Annotated in this window: 14 protein-coding genes; 6 read left to right on the forward strand and 8 right to left on the reverse strand. The window is 44.1% G+C overall.

Annotated elements, in window-relative coordinates; translation table 11 throughout:
- Complete coding sequence (locus tag QQ041_RS11140) at positions 1-621, reverse strand: DMSO/selenate family reductase complex B subunit (RefSeq protein WP_285953946.1); 621 nt, start codon at positions 619-621, stop codon at positions 1-3.
- Positions 622-632: 11 nt separating this feature from the next.
- Positions 633-3,071 (reverse strand): DmsA/YnfE/YnfF family dimethyl sulfoxide reductase, encoded by a 2,439-nt coding sequence (locus QQ041_RS11145; protein WP_285953947.1) that lies wholly within the window; start codon positions 3,069-3,071, stop codon positions 633-635.
- Positions 3,072-3,269: 198 nt separating this feature from the next.
- Here QQ041_RS11145 and QQ041_RS11150 point away from each other — a divergent pair, with 198 nt between their 5' ends.
- Both QQ041_RS11150 and napF read left to right on the forward strand, forming a co-directional pair.
- Positions 3,270-3,836 carry a molecular chaperone gene (locus QQ041_RS11150; protein ID WP_285953948.1) on the forward strand — a complete coding sequence of 189 codons (567 nt, stop codon included), beginning with the start codon at positions 3,270-3,272 and terminating at the stop codon, positions 3,834-3,836.
- Positions 3,836-4,348, forward strand: coding sequence for a ferredoxin-type protein NapF (napF, locus tag QQ041_RS11155; RefSeq protein WP_285953949.1), 513 nt, complete (start codon positions 3,836-3,838; stop codon positions 4,346-4,348). Before QQ041_RS11150 ends, napF begins: the two co-directional genes overlap by 1 nt.
- A 190-nt stretch (positions 4,349-4,538) precedes the next feature.
- Here the strand turns inward: napF and yfaE are convergent, their stop codons facing one another.
- The 4 genes from yfaE to ubiG form a co-directional block, all read right to left on the reverse strand.
- Complete coding sequence (yfaE, locus tag QQ041_RS11160; protein ID WP_285953950.1) at positions 4,539-4,817, reverse strand: class I ribonucleotide reductase maintenance protein YfaE; 279 nt, start codon at positions 4,815-4,817, stop codon at positions 4,539-4,541.
- Positions 4,817-5,950: a class Ia ribonucleoside-diphosphate reductase subunit beta gene (nrdB, locus tag QQ041_RS11165; RefSeq protein WP_060982424.1), complete on the reverse strand. Its 1,134-nt coding sequence runs from the start codon at positions 5,948-5,950 to the stop codon at positions 4,817-4,819. The genes yfaE and nrdB overlap by 1 nt, the downstream gene beginning before the upstream one ends.
- 103 nt (positions 5,951-6,053) lie before the next feature.
- Positions 6,054-8,336, reverse strand: a complete 2,283-nt coding sequence (nrdA, locus tag QQ041_RS11170) for a class 1a ribonucleoside-diphosphate reductase subunit alpha (RefSeq protein ID WP_146489867.1) — start codon at positions 8,334-8,336, stop codon at positions 6,054-6,056.
- Between the two features lie 508 nt (positions 8,337-8,844).
- Positions 8,845-9,588, reverse strand: a complete 744-nt coding sequence (gene ubiG / locus QQ041_RS11175; RefSeq protein WP_186728010.1) for a bifunctional 2-polyprenyl-6-hydroxyphenol methylase/3-demethylubiquinol 3-O-methyltransferase UbiG — start codon at positions 9,586-9,588, stop codon at positions 8,845-8,847.
- A gap of 258 nt (positions 9,589-9,846) precedes the next feature.
- Between ubiG and gyrA the strand changes: the two genes are divergently transcribed.
- Both gyrA and QQ041_RS11185 read left to right on the forward strand, forming a co-directional pair.
- A complete protein-coding gene (gene gyrA / locus QQ041_RS11180) occupies positions 9,847-12,507 on the forward strand; it encodes a DNA topoisomerase (ATP-hydrolyzing) subunit A (RefSeq protein WP_060982425.1) in 2,661 nt (886 codons plus the stop codon).
- A gap of 172 nt (positions 12,508-12,679) precedes the next feature.
- Positions 12,680-13,309, forward strand: coding sequence for a tetratricopeptide repeat protein (locus QQ041_RS11185; protein ID WP_146489869.1), 630 nt, complete (start codon positions 12,680-12,682; stop codon positions 13,307-13,309).
- A gap of 120 nt (positions 13,310-13,429) precedes the next feature.
- On the opposite strand, the gene QQ041_RS11190 is transcribed toward QQ041_RS11185, so the two are convergent.
- Positions 13,430-13,774, reverse strand: a complete 345-nt coding sequence (locus tag QQ041_RS11190; protein ID WP_285953951.1) for a rhodanese-like domain-containing protein — start codon at positions 13,772-13,774, stop codon at positions 13,430-13,432.
- Positions 13,775-13,901: 127 nt separating this feature from the next.
- Entirely contained in the window at positions 13,902-15,332 is a 1,431-nt protein-coding gene (gene nrfA / locus QQ041_RS11195; RefSeq protein WP_179946910.1) for an ammonia-forming nitrite reductase cytochrome c552 subunit, read from the reverse strand.
- Positions 15,333-15,813: 481 nt separating this feature from the next.
- Here nrfA and nrfB point away from each other — a divergent pair, with 481 nt between their 5' ends.
- Together nrfB and nrfC are read left to right on the forward strand one after the other, a co-directional pair.
- Complete coding sequence (nrfB, locus tag QQ041_RS11200; RefSeq protein WP_146489871.1) at positions 15,814-16,398, forward strand: cytochrome c nitrite reductase pentaheme subunit; 585 nt, start codon at positions 15,814-15,816, stop codon at positions 16,396-16,398.
- 3 nt (positions 16,399-16,401) lie between these two features.
- A complete protein-coding gene (gene nrfC, locus QQ041_RS11205) occupies positions 16,402-17,088 on the forward strand; it encodes a cytochrome c nitrite reductase Fe-S protein (RefSeq protein WP_060982429.1) in 687 nt (228 codons plus the stop codon).
- Positions 17,089-17,090 lie beyond the last annotated feature (2 nt).

Raw genomic sequence — 17,090 nt, forward strand, 5'->3', positions numbered from 1 at the left:
TTACACCTCCTTCGGGTTTGCTAGGTGACCACTGGTATCGCCAGTCGGCTTCGCGTTTTTGTTCAGCTTAATCACGATGTTCGGTAGCGTTTCTGTTGAAGATGGCAGTGGAGCCACATCCGCACCAGAGCCGTACTTCTCGCGAAGTGTATTGATTTCACCAAACTCCAATGCACGAAGTGGGCAAGACTCAACACAGATAGGCTGTTTGCCTTCAGAAACACGTTGGTAACAACCATCGCATTTCGTCATGTGACCTTTCTTAGCATTGTATTGTGGTGCGCCGTAAGGACACGCATTGCTGCAGTGCTGACAACCAATACAAACGCTCTCATCAACCACAACCAAACCGTCTTCATTACGTTTGTGCATCGCGCCCGAAGGACACACTTTCACACACGCTGGGTTAGTACAGTGGTTACAAGCGATAGACAGGTAGTAAGAAAAGACATCTTTCTGAACCCAGGTATCACCATTTTGAGTGAAGCCACCACCTGCGTATTCGTATACGCGACGGTAGTTCGTTTTGATGTCTAGATCGTTATAATCTTTACAAGCAAGCTGACAGGTTTTACAACCCGTGCATTTACTTGAATCAATGTAAAAGCCGTATTGTTTCATTCCAACCTACCTTATGCTTTCTTTAGCGCTTTGATTTGAACTAGGTTTGTATGCTGAGGGTTACCCTTAGCAAGTGGGCTCGGGCGCTGAGTCGTCAACACGTTGATAGAGCCTGCATGGTCGATCTTCTGACCATCCGGTGCGTACCATGCACCTTCGCCTAGTGCGACAACTCGAGGAAGAATCCTTGGTGTCACTTTCGCTGGAATGTGTACTTCGCCACGGTCGTTGAAAATACTCACCATGTCGCCGCTTTCAATACCACGTTCTTTCGCATCAATTGGGTTGATCCACAACTCTTGCGGTGCCGCAGCTTTGATCTCTGCAACGTTGCCGTAAGTTGAATGCGTACGAGCCTTGTAGTGGAAACCGGTCAGCTGAAGCGGGTACTTCTCTGCTAGTGGATCGTTATGGCCTTCAAAAGAATCCGCGTAAATAGGAAGTGGGTGAATCACTTCGTCTTCTTTCAGCTTCCAAGTCTTCGCGATATCAGCCAGTTGCTCTGAGTAGATCTCGATCTTGCCACTTGGTGTGGTCAGTGGGTTCGCTTCTGGATCTTTACGGAAGTCTTCGTAAGCGATGTAGTGATGGTCGTAGCTACGTTTGTAGATACCCAGCTCTTTCATCTCTTCGAAGGTTGGCAGGGTTGGATCGTTCTTACGAGTTTCTGCGTACAGGTGCTCAATCCATTGCTCTTGAGTACGACCCTCCGTGAACTCTTTTTCAACGCCCATGCGTTTAGCAAGCTCAGTACACATCTCGTAGATAGATTTCGCTTCAAACTGAGGCTCAATCGCTTTCTGCGCGTAGATGAAGTAAGGCATGTTCGATGCTTTACCATCCATACACCAGTCGTCTTGCTCAGACGTTGTTAAGTCTGGCAGGATGATGTCAGCGTATTTTGCTGAAGACGTCATATGGTTATCAACCACGACAATCATTTCACACGCACTTTCATCTTGAAGAATCGCGTGTGTCTTGTTGATGTCTGAGTGCTGGTTGATGATGCAGTTACCTGCGTAGTTCCAGATCATCTTGATTGGGTTCTTAAGGCGCTCTGCACCGCGAACACCATCAGTGATGTCGGTCATTTCATGATGACGGTAAATTGCGTCTGTCCACATAAACATTGAAATAGACGTTTCAACTGGGTTTGGCACAGTAGGGAAGCGAACAAACGGAATGTTGATGTCACTTTCACGAGCACCTGTTGAACCGCCTGATACACCTACAGAACCGGTTAGTAGTGACAGCATCGCGATTGCACGACACGCTAGTTCACCGTTCGCAGTGCGTTGTAAGCCCCAACCTTGGTGGATAGCACATGGTTTTGCTGTACCCATTTCACGGCCAAGCTTGATGATGGTATCAACTGGAATGCCTGTGATCTTAGAAGCCCACTCTGATGTTTTTTCTACGCCATCTTCACCTAAACCTAGGATGTAAGATTTGTAGTCGCTGTTTTTAGGCGCTGATGCAGGCAGAGTTTTCTCGTCGTAACCGACACAGTATTTGTCTAGGAACGGTTGATCGACAAGGTCTTCAGTGATCATTACGTGTGCAAGACCCGCTACCAATGCAGCATCTGTAGAAGGACGAATTGGGATCCATTGATCTTCACGGCCACCGGCAGTATCGGTGTAGCGAGGGTCGATGATGATCGTTCTTGCGTTCGACTTGTTTTTGCTTTCTACATAGTGGTGGATCAGACCGCCGCCAGACATGCGTGTCTCGGCAGGGTTGTTACCAAACTGGATGTTAAGCTTGGTGTTCTCTAGGTCAGAGAAAGAGTTGTTGTTTGCCCAACCACCGTAGGTGTAACTCAAGCCTTTTGCGATTTGCGCTGTTGAGTAGTCACCGTAATGGTTTAGGTAACCACCACTTAGGTTCATTAGGCGAGCAATCAGCGTTTGAGCTGGTGGCCAAGACTTAGTTACTGTACCGCCAAGTGTACCTGTCCCGTAGTTTAGGTAGATAGTGTCGTTACCATAGTCTTTGATAAGGCGTTGCATGGTGCCAGCAACTTCATCGTAAGCTTCTTCCCAGCTAATACGTTTGAATTTACCTTCACCACGTTTGCCCACACGTTTCATCGGGTATTTCAGGCGATCTGGGTTGTAAACACGGCGGCGCATAGAGCGACCACGTAGACAAGCACGAACTTGGTGATGACCGTATTCGTCAGTACCAGTGTTGTCGGTTTCTACGTATTTGATTTCACCGTTTTGCACATGCATACGTAATGGGCAGCGAGAGCCACAGTTTACAGTACATGCACTCCATACGATTTTCTCATCCACACTCTCAGCAACCGCAGCCGCTACTGGTTTGGATTTGAAAGGTAAAGCGATACCGCCCGCGAGTGCGGCTGCGCTACCTACCGCAGAAGAAGCTTTCATGAAGCCTCTTCGAGTAAGATTCATTACCCCAGATTCTTTTTTATTCGTCATTCTAAGATGCCTTTTGCTATTGATGGCTAGCACTTTATAGGTAGTTTTGTTTTTGTCTTTTAATATTTAAATGTTGATTGATAGGCGTCAAATAAGTGTGGAGTTTAAAGTTTATTAATTGAATGTATAAAATGGATCAAAGAATAAAATGGATTAATTAATATAATTATCTTTAAACCTATAACGTTATAAATAATAATGATTATCGATACGCATAAATTGTTGGGTTCGCTATTTTATCAAGCGACAAGTAAAGAACAGTTAATCACCATTGTTGAAGCCTTGGTTGAGAGCGAAGTCCTCTCTCAAGAATACTTGCTGGCATTGAGAAGTGAAGACGAAGATGCACTCGCAGCAGAGTTCAGTCGCCTGTTTGAAGGCGTGGGAGACATGCCAGCGCCACCTTGGGGTTCAGTGTACCTAGATAAAGACCGTGTTGTGTTCGGCGCTTCTACTATAGAGTATCGCCAGTTTTTAGAATTGAATCAGATTGAATTAGACACTGGGTTAAGAGAGCCGGAAGATCAATTTGGTTTAATGTTATTCGCTCATGCATATTTGTTAGAAAATAATAATATTAATTCAGCTGGTGAATTACTTGAAGGTCACTTATTAACTTGGTCTTCTGTTTATTTAGAAAAACTAAATAAAGCATCAGAGCTATCTTTTTATAAAAAGCTATCGGTTGATGTAATAGGTTGGTTTAAGTACTTAACATCTGAATATAATTTAAACGTTGCTACTAAAAAGTTATATATCGACTAATGTCTGAACAAATAAATTCAAATAGACGCGGTTTCTTAACTCGACTTTCTAAACCGGTTAAAGCAGCCGCGAATTATGAAGAGATATCACAGCGCTTGCACGCCAGGCCGCCAAGAGCAGTTGATGAAGTGCTGTTTGAGCGTCTTTGCGACGGTTGTGGTTTGTGTGAGCAAGCGTGTCCAAATAGCGTTATTGAGATGCTAGAGGGCAGTGCGCTGCTGAATTTGGATTACAACAGTTGTTCGCTGTGTGATAAGTGCAGTGAAGTGTGCCCGACTGGCGCACTCCATCCAACGGTCACGCCTTATATTGATCTCAAGCCTAGCTTTGCAGATAGCTGCAACAACTACATGCAAATGGATTGTAATGCGTGCCAAGCCGCTTGTTCAGTAAGTGCAATTCAAATCGAAGTAGGGGAATTACCTACCTTAGACAAAGATAAGTGTAATGGTTGTGGAGAGTGCCGAAGCGCTTGTTATATTGGCTCTGTGACTCTTAACCTGACTCAGTAATAAACGTTTGGTTTGGTTGTGAACGCCAGTAAGACTCAGGTTTTGTTATCGGTGAGTTGGTCTCCTATACCTAAAGACACCAATAGAAAAAGGGTCCGCATTCCAATTGGAGGCGGACCCTTTTTAATACTTATCATCTCTGATTAAATGGTCATTCTAAATAAAGCCAAGCGAACTTGAGCCGAATGGATCAGGCGCGCTTCTGTTTACTTCGATGAATCACATTACTCAGCGATAAATCGGTTTTTGCTTTACAGATACAAGGCAAGATTTCGTTGCCTTGCGTGTAAGCCATAGCAAAACCAACGTACTCGACTTCACCAGAATCCAACGTACAGCGGCATGCACCACAGTGGCCATCTCGGCAGTTGTACTCTGGCTCTAATCCCGCTTGTTCCATTGTTTCCAACAGAGTGTTTGAAGGGTTAGATTCAATTGAAATCAGCTTGTTGATTTTGATTGTTGGCATTACAGCTCAAATCCTTCAAAGTCGTCAGCTTTTACTTCGTTGTCGATTTGGCCAACTAGGTAAGAACTGATTTCTGCTTCTTGTGGAGCAACTTGAACGTTATCTGAAGACAACCAAGCGTTGATCCATGGAATTGGGTTTGATGTTGCTTCTGGGTAAGCGGTACCTAGGCCAACAGCCTGCATACGAATATTGGTAATGTACTCAACGTATTGGCAAAGAATGTCTTTGTTTAGACCAATCATAGAGCCATCTTTGAATAGGTATTCTGCCCACTCTTTCTCTTGCTCTGCTGCTTCTTTAAATAGGTCGAAACACTCTTGCTTGCACTCTTCAGCGATTTGCATGAATGCGAAGTCGTCTTGACCGTTACGTAGCAAGTTGATCATGTGCTGAGTACCAGTAAGGTGAAGTGCTTCATCACGAGCGATTAGCTTGATGATTTTAGCGTTACCTTCCATTAGCTCACGCTCAGCGAATGCGAATGAACAAGCAAAACTAACGTAGAAACGGATTGCTTCTAGCGCGTTTACCGACATTAGACATAGGTAAAGTTTCTTCTTCAGGTCGTGAAGTGAAATCTTAACGTCTTCGCCGTTGATGCTGTGGTTGCCTTCACCGTAGCGGTGGTAGTCAGCCGTTAGCTTGATTAGGTCGTCGTAATAGAAAGCGATGTCTTTAGCACGCTTAAGGATCTCTTCGTTTTCAACGATGTCATCAAATACTACACCTGGATCGTTCACGATGTTACGGATGATGTGCGTGTATGAGCGAGAGTGAATCGTTTCAGAGAAAGACCATGTCTCAATCCAAGTTTCCACTTCTGGTAGAGATACCAATGGAAGTAGGGCAACGTTAGGGCTGCGACCTTGGATAGAATCTAGAAGCGTTTGATACTTCAAGTTAGAGATGAAGATGTGTTTTTCATGCTCAGGAAGTTTGTTGTAGTCGATACGATCGCTCGACACGTCTACTTCTTCTGGGCGCCAGAAGAAAGAAAGCTGCTTCTCGATAAGCTTTTCGAAAATTTCGAATTTTTGTTGGTCGTAACGTGCAACGTTAACTGACTGACCCAAGAACATTGGTTCTTTTAGTTGGTCATTTTTAGTCTGAGAAAAAGTACTGTAAGCCATAAATGCCTCAAATCCTTTAAAGACCCGTAATAAAACGGACCCTGTTAATGCTTTAAACCCAGAGAAGATAACTCTTCTCTGGGGTCTTAATGTTTATTGCGGTTTAGATCTTACAACCGCCGCCTTCACAATCTTCTTCCGGCACTTGAACTGCATCGCCTTGGTCGTCTTTAGCACCATCACGAGTGTTATGGTAGTAAAGCGTCTTCACACCGTACTTGTACGCTGTTAGTAGGTCTTGAAGCAGCTTCTTCATTGGTACTTTACCGCTGTCGTAAACACTTGGATCATAGTTAGTGTTTGCAGAGATAGCTTGGTCAACGAATTTTTGCATGATACCCACTAGGTGTAAGTAACCGTCGTTAGAACCAATGTTCCAAAGTAGCTCGTAGTTCTCTTTAAGGTTTAGGAAATCTGGAACAACTTGCTTAAGGATGCCGTCTTTCGATGCTTTGACTGATACGTAACCACGTGGTGGCTCGATACCGTTAGTCGCATTCGAGATTTGAGACGATGTCTCAGAAGGCATCAGCGCAGTTAGCGTAGAGTTACGCAGACCGTGCTCCATGATCTCTTCACGTAGAGTATCCCAATCGTAGTGCAGTGGCTCTTCACATACTAAGTCGATATCTTTTTTGTAAGTATCGATTGGCAGTAGGCCTTTCGCGTAGTTGGTCTCGTGGAAAGATGGGCAACGACCTTGCTCTTTCGCTAGTTCAACAGACGCTTTTAGCAAGTGATATTGAATTGCTTCAAAAGTACGGTGAGTCAGGCCATTCGCGCTGCCATCAGAGTACTTAACACCATTCTTCGCTAGGTAGTATGCGTAGTTGATTACACCCACACCTAAAGTACGACGGTTCATTGTCGACTTGTATGCTGCTGGAAGCGGGTAGTCTTGGTAATCAAGAAGTGCATCTAGAGCACGAACAACCAGCTCAGAAAGCTCAGCTAAGTCGTCTAGTTCATTGATTGCGCCAAGGTTGAACGCTGAAAGTGTACATAGTGCGATTTCGCCTTCGTCATCTTCTACGTTAGAAAGTGGCTTAGTAGGAAGCGCGATTTCTAGACATAGGTTCGATTGACGAACAGGGGCTACTTCAGAATCAAATGGGCTGTGTGTATTACAGTGGTCAACGTTCTGAATGTATATACGACCAGTAGAAGCACGCTCTTGCATTAGCAGAGAGAAAAGCTCAACCGCTTTTACTGTTTCACGCTTCACTGAAGGATCGTTTTCGTACTTAACGTATAGCTCTTCAAAACGGTCTTGGTTTTCGAAGAACGCATCGTAAAGGCCAGGTACGTCAGAAGGTGAGAACAGGCTGATGTTGCCACCTTGAACTAGGCGAGAGTACATAAGCTTGTTCAGCTGTACGCCGTAATCCATGTGACGAACACGGTTCTCTTCAACACCGCGGTTGTTTTTCAGTACTAATAGAGACTGAACTTCACCGTGCCACAATGGGTAGAACACTGTTGCTGCGCCACCACGAACACCACCTTGAGAACAACATTTTACTGCTGTTTGGAAGTATTTGTAGAAAGGGATACAGCCAGTGTGGAACGCCTCACCATTACGGATTTCAGAACCAAGCGCACGGATACGACCTGCGTTGATACCAATACCAGCACGTTGAGATACGTAACGAACAATTGAGCTTGCTGTTGCGTTGATTGAATCAAGGCTGTCACCACACTCGATCAGTACACAAGAACTGAATTGACGAGTAGGCGTACGTACACCAGACATGATCGGTGTAGGTAGAGAAATCTTAAACGTAGACGATGCGTCGTAAAAACGTTTGATGTAGTCAAGACGAGTCGATTTCGGGTATTTAGCGAATAAACACGCAGCAACTAAAATGTAAAGGAACTGAGCACTCTCGTAGATTTCTTTCGTTACACGGTTTTGAACGAAGTATTTACCTTCGAGCTGCTTAACCGCTGCGTAAGAGAAGTCTAAGTCACGTTTGTGGTCGATGTACTCGTCAAGCTCTTCGAATTCAGCTTTCGTGTAGTCTTCCATAAGGTGGCTATCGTATTTACCCATATCAACCAGTTTTGCAACGTGGTCATATAGTGCTGGCGGCTCGTATTCGCCGTACGCTTTTTTACGTAGGTGGAATACAGACAGACGTGCTGCTAGATATTGGTAATCAGGAGTCTCTTCAGAGATTAAATCCGCTGCTGACTTGATGATAGTTTCATGAATGTCAGTAGTGGTGATGCCATCGTAAAACTGAATGTGAGCTTTCAATTCTACTTGTGATACAGAAACATTGTGCAAGCCTTCAGCTGCCCATGTAATCACGCGATGGATCTTCTCTAGATCGATCGTTTCTTTGCGCCCGTTACGCTTGGTAACAGTAAGTTGTTGGTTCATTCTGCTTAATTTCCCTAACAAAACTGAACAAGGCCGTGTTTTTGTGTATTTCTGTGTAATTTTTGTAAATTACGTTTCGGCTTTGTGATCTTGGTCTACCCATATATTGTAGTTCAAACACAACATATAGGGGTCATTTGTTTGTTGGGTTACAAGATAGTGCTACAACTGATATTTTTCAAGGTAAAGAAATGGGGTTGCTTGTGGATAAGTGGTGGATTGAAAAAAAACTGTAAGTGACCACTAACTGATGAGGTTAGATGTGACTTGATTGTATAAAAGTCGGCTTTTGATGATGCTTTAATTTTGCTCGCCAATAAAAAAAAATCCCTTGATCTTTGAGCAAAATGGGCGATGGATTTTGGGCGATTAAATTTAAATCGAGGTGGTCAAAATGGAAGCTGGCGCACGAAATTTAGACTGAAAAAAGTCGCAAAGTTATGGTAATTGCAACTCTTTTCATTCGTCTTTTTCACAAAAGGTTTTACGGTAGACCTACCGATATTTTTTAGCCAAAGTTTTGTGTGTGAACGATGTAGTTCACATCGACTTTTTGGCCTAAACGGTAAGTGTCCGTAAGAGGGTTATAGTGCAGTCCCGTAATCCCTAACTCTTGCAGCGGAGTGTTATCAACCATCTTGATAAGTTCAGCAGGGCGAATGAACTTCTCGTGCTCATGAGTGCCTTCTGGAACAATCTTCAATAGCTTCTCTGCACCGACAATCGCAAACAAGTAAGATTTGAAATTACGGTTCAATGTAGAGAAGAATACATGGCCGCCCGGTTTCACTAATTTCGAACAGGCAGTGATAACAGATTGTGGGTCAGGAACGTGTTCAAGCATTTCCATGCACGTTACCACATCGTAAGTGTGTGGGTTCTGCTCTGCGTGGTCTTCGATAGTGCTCTGGATGTAATCGAGCTTTGTGCCAGTTTCCAGTGCATGAAGGCGTGCTACTTCAAGCGGCTCTTTACCCATGTCTAGACCAGTCACGACTGCACCTTCAACAGCCATGCTTTCCGCTAAAATACCGCCGCCGCAGCCAACATCGAGGACTTTCTTGCCAAACAGGCCTTCAGTCTTCTCTAACACGTAGTTTAGGCGCAGTGGGTTGATTTGATGTAGCGGCTTAAATTCGCCTTCTAGATCCCACCAGCGTGACGCCATGTCTTCGAATTTCTTGATTTCTGCTGGGTCTACGTTCTGTGATTTAGTCATAATCGGCATTTCCAAGTTAAATAATGCATCCATGAAATTGCAGGCATTATAACTTGCCTTTTCGCGCTGACCAGAAGATCTACAATTTTGCTAGTTTATTGGATGTAAAGTGACCATGTTTCAGCAAGATATGATGCGGAGGTGCAATTTCTCATCAATTGATTGGCTACAAGGGTCACAAGATGGTAAAAGGAGAGGGAAAGTGATGCCTCCGTAGGTAAATTTGTGTTATATTTTTCGGTCTTATACGTATTCAAAAATACGATCTGACTATAGAGGGAAAATGGCTCTATGAGCGATCTAGCGAAAGAGATCACGCCCGTAAATATTGAAGATGAGCTTAGAGGTTCATACCTAGACTACGCGATGTCCGTCATCGTTGGTCGTGCCCTTCCAGATGTGCGTGATGGCCTAAAACCAGTACACCGCCGCGTTTTGTTCGCGATGAATGTATTAGGTAATGATTGGAACAAACCATATAAAAAGTCTGCTCGTGTAGTAGGCGATGTAATCGGTAAATATCACCCGCATGGTGATAGCGCTGTATACGATACAATTGTTCGTATGGCTCAACCGTTCTCGCTGCGTTACATGCTAGTTGATGGCCAAGGTAACTTTGGTTCTATCGATGGCGACTCCGCGGCTGCAATGCGTTATACCGAAGTTCGTATGGCGAAAATTGCGCACGAGCTACTGGCTGACCTTGATAAGGAAACTGTGGATTACGTACCGAACTACGATGGTACAGAACAAATTCCAGCAGTACTTCCTACAAAAATTCCTAACCTATTGGTAAACGGTGCTTCTGGTATCGCAGTAGGTATGGCTACCAACATTCCACCACATAACCTTGGTGAAGTTGTTGATGGCTGTTTGGCTTACATCAATAATGAAGAGATCACTATTGATGAGCTAATGGACTACATTCCTGGTCCTGACTTCCCAACAGCAGCACTTATCAGTGGTCGTAAAGGCATCGTTGATGCTTATAAGACTGGCCGCGGTAAGGTTTACATGCGTTCAAAAGCGGATATCGAAGTAGAGAAGAATGGTAAAGAAACCATTATCGTTACTGAGATCCCTTACCAAGTAAACAAAGCTCGTTTGATCGAGAAGATTGCTGAACTGGTTAAAGATAAGAAAGTAGAAGGCATCAGTGCACTGCGTGACGAATCTGATAAAGATGGTATGCGTATTGTTATTGAATGTAAGCGTGATGCAGTAGGCGAAGTGGTTCTAAACAACCTATACGCTCAAACTCAACTGCAAACGACTTTCGGTATCAACATGGTTGCGTTGAATAACGGTCAACCTCAGTTGTTCAACATCAAAGACATGCTTAAGTGCTTCGTAGACCACCGTCGCGAAGTTGTTACACGTCGTACTATCTTCGAACTGAAGAAAGCGCGCGATCGTGCACACATCCTTGAAGCGTTGTCTCTAGCTCTTGCTAACATCGACGAAATCATTGAGCTTATCCGTAACGCTCCAACACCAGCTGAAGCAAAAGCTGGCCTAGTTGCACGCGGTTGGGATCTTGGTAACGTTGCTTCAATGCTTGAGCGCGCTGGTACTGATGCAGCTCGTCCTGATTGGTTGGAAGACCAATACGGTATCCGTGATGGCCAATATTTCCTAACGGAAACGCAAGCACAAGCTATTCTAGAACTTCGTCTTCACCGCCTAACAGGCCTTGAGCATGAGAAGATTCTAGACGAGTACAAAGCACTTCTAGAAGAAATCGCTGAGCTAATGCACATTCTTGCAAGCACTGAGCGTTTGATGGAAGTTATCCGTGAAGAACTTGAAGCGGTACGTGAAATCTATGGCGACGAGCGTCGTACAGAAATCACAGCGGCAGTTCATGACATCGACATGGAAGAGCTGATTGCTCAAGAAGACGTTGTAGTAACGCTTTCTAACGCAGGTTACGTTAAGTACCAAATCCTAAGCGACTACGAATCTCAACGTCGTGGTGGTAAAGGTAAGAGTGCAACTAAGATGAAAGATGAGGATTACATTGAGCGTCTGCTTGTTGCTAATACTCACGATAACATCCTATGTTTCTCTACTCGTGGTAAGACATACCGTCTGAAAGTTTACCAACTACCATTAGCAAGTCGTACTGCTCGTGGTAAGCCTATCGTTAACATTCTTCCTCTAGAAGAAGGTGAACGTATTACGGCTATCCTGCCTGTTTCTGAGTTCTCTAACGAGAAATTCATCTTCATGGCTACGGGTGACGGTACAGTTAAGAAGACATCACTGGATCAATTCGCAAACGTACGTGCTAACGGCCTAATCGCAGTTAACCTACGTGACGACGATTCACTGATTGGCGTTGATATCACTAACGGTGATAGCGACATCATGCTGTTCTCTAAATCGGGCAAAGTTGTTCGCTTTAACGAGGACAAAGTACGTGCAATGGGCCGTACTGCCTCTGGTGTTCGTGGTATGAAGCTTCCAGAAGACGATCAAGTGGTTTCACTGATTGTTCCTTCTAACGAAGGCGATATCCTAACTGTGACTCAAAACGGTTACGGTAAACGTACTGAGCTAGCAGAGTACCCAACGAAAGGCCGTGCAACGCAAGGTGTAGTATCTATCAAAGTCTCTGAACGTAATGGCCCAGTTGTTGGCGCTGTTCAAGTTGAAGAAGGCGATGAGATGATGATGATCACCGACGCAGGTACACTAGTACGTACTCGCGTAGCGGAAGTAAGCCAAGTTGGTCGTAACACTCAAGGTGTAACACTGATTCGTACTGCTGATGACGAGAATGTTGTAGGTCTACAACGTATCGACGAAGTAGAAGAAGCTGAGATTGTAGAAGGCGAAGCTGAAGAAGCAAATGCTGAAACTATCAACACTGAAGTTTCTGAATCAAGTGAAGAGCAAGCATCAGATGCTTCTGACTCTGAAAGTGATAACGAGCAAGATACTGAGTAATCTCGATTACGTTAAGTAATTAAGCTTACCATTGAAAAAACCGAGCCTAAGTGCTCGGTTTTTTATTGTCTGCTCGTTTATTCTGATCGCGTAAATCCTAATAGCTAAGTCTCGATCAATATTGCCTGACTGGGAAAGTGGTAAACTTAAAGGGTTGATAAAGGAGTGTGGAATGGACATCTGGTTGTTGGTTGCGTTAGTACTAATGAGCCTGTTTTTGATCGTGGTCGTTATTGCCGCGAGCAACAATGGCAGTCATCTAAAAGGCAATGTGGTGATTTCCCTTACTGCAGTGGCTCTGAGTGTGCTTGTTTGGTCTCAACTGAAACAGGAGACACCTCAACTTCCTTTAGATGAGAGCAATAGTTACACGGCAACAGATTTCGAAGGTGAGCTTCAACAAAGCCTCAAACAAGACCCGAATCAATCTGACTTGTGGTTTAAGCTTGGTGGTGTGTATATGCAGAAAGGGGAGTTTGATGCAGCGTATACTTGTTATGACTACGCGATTCGATTAGATCCTCAAGCACCATCGGGCCTTTATGCTGCCAAAGCAACCGCACTTTACTATCTTAGCTCCCAAGCGATGAGCGATGACGTGAATGCGTTGTTGGATCACTCAATACAGCTTGATCCCAACGATCGTACGGCATTGATGCTGATTGCGACCGATCACTTCATCAGCATGCGCTATCAACAAGCGATTGATGCCTGGACTCAAATCCTCGATTCCAATCAAAAAGGGATTGATCGTGTTTCGATTATTCATTCGATCAACCAAGCCAAACAGATGATCCGCTAGGATTGGTTAATAGGCTGTTCTTCCTGATTAGCTTTTGAAGCTATTTGTCTTTGAAGCGATTTGCTTTTGAAACGACTTACCTTTGAAGCGATTAGCCTCTAAAGCCATTAATCTCTCAAGTTATTGGCTTTCTTGCATTTCGATTAACCCACCAGCGTTATGGATTTGAGTAAACCCTTGAGCTCGTAAGAATTGATAGGCTTGTCCTGAACGGTTACCACTGCGGCAATACAAAACGATCGGTTGATCTTTATCTATCTTAGCGAAGTGAGTAGCGACTTCAGAAAGAGGGTAGTTGATGGCGTTGTCCAGATGCTCCTGTTTGAACTCTGCAGGTGTTCTGACATCAACCAATAATGCGCCTTTCTCTATTAATTCCCACCCTGTCTCAGCACGCTCAGAGGCGTGAACACCTGAACTGAGTAGTGTGATACATAATGCTGAAAGTGAAAGTAAGGTCTTCATTGTTTATTCCTTGAATTGGCGAGTGGATGGGGGAGGAGATATGGATGTGTATTGCCCCAAAATCTAAAAAAACCAGCCACACAATATTAGTGTGACTGGTTTTTACGTAATGGTCTAATTGAAGAAACTAGTATTCGTAGTTGGCTTCACGTTTTTCAGCTTGCTCTTCCCACTTAGGAACAACCGTGTCTAAGAAGTGTTGTTTCTCAGCATTCATCTTATCCATGTCCATTCCAAGCGCTTTTTGAGCCGCTTCTTTTGTCGAGATGTCTGGAATCTCGATTGGATCAGTGATGCCTTTCTTCGCCAGTAGACGAACAATCTTGGTACGAGCATCTGCTGCGCGGTCAACGGCAGTACCTAGCACTTCTAGAGCGATTTCAGGTGCATGCATATGAACGCCGTGAGACGCAATAGCGTAGTCCCAACGCCATTGAGCGTGACGGATATCCAGTAGGATAGGCTCCATCTCTTGCTCTGTCGCACCTGCTTCCCATGCCGCGCCGGCTTCAAAGTGAGCGGCAACGATTTGTTTCTCAGCGGTCAGCTTCATGTTTAGCACTTGCGCTTTACGGCTTGAAACGATGTTACGCATAGTTTCTTTAGACTGAGTATGACAGTTTGCACACGTATCTTCGAAGCGGTCGAATGGGTTACCCACTTTATGGTCGGTATAAACGGTGCCGTCTTCTTTGGTCACTTTCGGCATATGACAATCAACACAAGCCACTTTGTTTTTGCCGTGAATACCTTCACGCCATGTTTCATAGCCAGGGTGCTGTGCTTTTAGCATTGGAGCTTTAGATACTTTGTGCGTCCAATCTTTAAAGCCAATGTCATCGTAATACTCTTCCATTTGTTCAACACGAGTCCCTTTATCCCAAGGGAACTTCACGCCTTTTGTTGGCCCTGTGAAGTAGTATTCCACGTGACATTGAGCACAAACGGAAGCTTGTTGATCTAAACGACCTTGGTCTTCAAACTTCTTACCAATCGCTTCGAATGCACGCTCTACATAAGGACGAGTCACTTTCAGCGCAGGCTCACCGTTTTTAAAGCCTTCACTTTGTGTGTCATGACAGTCGGCACAGCCAATAGGGTTAGTGATTTCACTACCAAGACGCGCCCATTTACCTTCGAAGTAACCATCTTCGCCACGCTCTTCGATAACACGTGCTACATCAGGGCTCTTACAGCTCCAACATGCCATTGGCATTGGACCAGAGTTTTCGTCAGTTGGGCCACCTGTACGAAGTGTTTGTCGTACATCATCAAGGGCATAAAAGTGCCCACGGGCTTTGTTGTAATCTTTTGCAAACCCATAGCCAGCCCATAGGATGACCATATTTGGATCTTCTTTTAGTGCATCTTCAATGGCTTCGCTTTCTGAAGTCTGTCTCCATGAATGATATTGATCTGGGTGGTTTTGCTCGAACTGGTCGTTACGAGGATCGCCAATTTCTTTTTGTTCAGACGCAGCAAAACTGGTCGCGCTTGCTAGTGATGCGCTAACCATTAATAGTGCTGTGACCGAATTACGTATCCAATGCTTTTTCACAGTGATATCTCCAATATACTGATTTTTATACCAAGCGTTGTGAGTTTGCTATTCAAATTAAGAACTGGAGAATTCCTGTTTATATTAATTCATAAACAAACACATTTTGTTACGTGTTGAGTATTGCTTGTTTTAGATCAATTAATGGTAGTGACTTCAATCACGTTGAAGTTTATATAACCCTAAAGTGGTATTGGTGGTTGCATTTGTTAGAGATTAATTGAGAATTATTATCATATATAACAAGCAATTACCTGAATTGGCTATGATATAAATAGGGTGATTGTCTTCACAGATTAACCCATTCAAATTTCGTATTACCCAATTAGAGGTATATTCTAACTGTAGAAAGCGTTGTGGCTTATCCAAAATAAGAATTGATATCATTTAAACGATAATAATATCGTTTAAGGGTACTTTTGTTTAACCGGAATATTATTTAGTTGAGAGTTAAATAATGCCGGTATAAGGAAAGGATAAAATGGGCAATATTAAATTGGCCATAGTCATAATGCTTAAATCCCTTCTAGCATTCTGCCTCTATGGTTATTCCATTCATGCTGTTGCTGAGCCTGCTGTTACGCAAGTAGGAGAGTCAACAAGACATGAAGTCGAATTAATACGTGACAAAGACTACAAGTGTGTTCAATGCCATAAAGATTCAAAAGAAACGGTATTGGGTTCACATGGTGAAAGTGCACACGCTTTACTTGGTCGTGAAGTGAATTGTACCGACTGTCATAGTTCTATTAGCCCCGATCACCGTGAAGGTGCGCCTGAAGTGGTGAAGTATCGCGCGGCTCAATCACAACCGGGAACCGAAAAGGTATTCCTAGACCCTAGCTTAATTTTAGATGCCAATAGCCAATGTATAGATTGTCACAAACCGGATGATCTGCGCGAAGCGAGTTGGACCCACGATGTTCACGCGCAAAACTTAACGTGTTCAAACTGCCATGATGTTCATGCGACTGAAGCAAAGGTGTTGGGCTTAGATAAAAAGCAAACCATCAAGCTGTGTGTGGATTGCCATTCAGACTTCAACCAGAAGAAAGAAGAGGAGTAATCTATGAGCTGCTCAAGAAGAAACTTTTTAGCAGGCGCTGGTGCCGTTATCTTCACCACTGGTGTTGCAGGAACGGCGGCAGTAACAAGTCGTAAAACATTGGCTAATGTTCAAGAAGATGGTGCCAAGCGTTATGGAATGATTCATGACGAGACCGCTTGTATTGGTTGTACTGCTTGTACAGAAGCGTGCCGCGAAGTGAACAAAGTGCCTGAAGGTGTATCGCGCTTAGAAATTATTAAGAGCGAGCCTCAAGGCGAATATCCGAATGTTGATTACCGTTTTACTCGTAACTCTTGCCAACATTGTGATAACGCGCCTTGTGTGATGGTATGCCCAACAGGCGCGGCCTATAAAGATGAAAAAACTGGCATTGTTGATGTGCATAAAGAGAAGTGTGTCGGTTGTGGTTACTGTTTGTTAGCGTGCCCGTATCAAGTGCGTTTCTTCCACCCAGAGAACAAATCGGCTGATAAATGTAACTTCTGTCGTGATACCAATCTTGCACAAGGGAAGTTGCCTGCTTGTGTCGAATCTTGCCCGACCAAGGCACTAGTATTTGGCGATCTAAATGACCCTAAGAGTGAGATAAACCAGGTGCTTAAATCTGAAGTGGTTTACAGGGATAAAGCTTATCTAGGCACTCAGCCAAAACTCTACAAAGTGCCACACCAAAAAGGGGAGATTTGATT

This window comes from Vibrio sp. TMPB1044, from assembly GCF_030442075.1.
Taxonomy (GTDB): domain Bacteria; phylum Pseudomonadota; class Gammaproteobacteria; order Enterobacterales; family Vibrionaceae; genus Vibrio; species Vibrio satsumensis.

What these genes read in the sequence shown, in the direction of transcription:
- ubiG (WP_186728010.1), bottom strand. Translation starts at nt 9,588, where the DNA reads ATGGATGCATTATTTAACTTGGAAATGCCGATTATGACTAAATCACAG.
- napF (WP_285953949.1), top strand. Translation starts at nt 3,836, where the DNA reads ATGTCTGAACAAATAAATTCAAATAGACGCGGTTTCTTAACTCGACTT.
- nrdA (WP_146489867.1), bottom strand. Translation starts at nt 8,336, where the DNA reads ATGAACCAACAACTTACTGTTACCAAGCGTAACGGGCGCAAAGAAACG.
- QQ041_RS11140 (WP_285953946.1), bottom strand. Translation starts at nt 621, where the DNA reads ATGAAACAATACGGCTTTTACATTGATTCAAGTAAATGCACGGGTTGT.
- nrfB (WP_146489871.1), top strand. Translation starts at nt 15,814, where the DNA reads ATGGGCAATATTAAATTGGCCATAGTCATAATGCTTAAATCCCTTCTA.
- yfaE (WP_285953950.1), bottom strand. Translation starts at nt 4,817, where the DNA reads ATGCCAACAATCAAAATCAACAAGCTGATTTCAATTGAATCTAACCCT.
- QQ041_RS11185 (WP_146489869.1), top strand. Translation starts at nt 12,680, where the DNA reads ATGGACATCTGGTTGTTGGTTGCGTTAGTACTAATGAGCCTGTTTTTG.
- nrdB (WP_060982424.1), bottom strand. Translation starts at nt 5,950, where the DNA reads ATGGCTTACAGTACTTTTTCTCAGACTAAAAATGACCAACTAAAAGAA.
- gyrA (WP_060982425.1), top strand. Translation starts at nt 9,847, where the DNA reads ATGAGCGATCTAGCGAAAGAGATCACGCCCGTAAATATTGAAGATGAG.
- QQ041_RS11150 (WP_285953948.1), top strand. Translation starts at nt 3,270, where the DNA reads ATGATTATCGATACGCATAAATTGTTGGGTTCGCTATTTTATCAAGCG.
- nrfC (WP_060982429.1), top strand. Translation starts at nt 16,402, where the DNA reads ATGAGCTGCTCAAGAAGAAACTTTTTAGCAGGCGCTGGTGCCGTTATC.
- QQ041_RS11145 (WP_285953947.1), bottom strand. Translation starts at nt 3,071, where the DNA reads ATGACGAATAAAAAAGAATCTGGGGTAATGAATCTTACTCGAAGAGGC.
- QQ041_RS11190 (WP_285953951.1), bottom strand. Translation starts at nt 13,774, where the DNA reads ATGAAGACCTTACTTTCACTTTCAGCATTATGTATCACACTACTCAGT.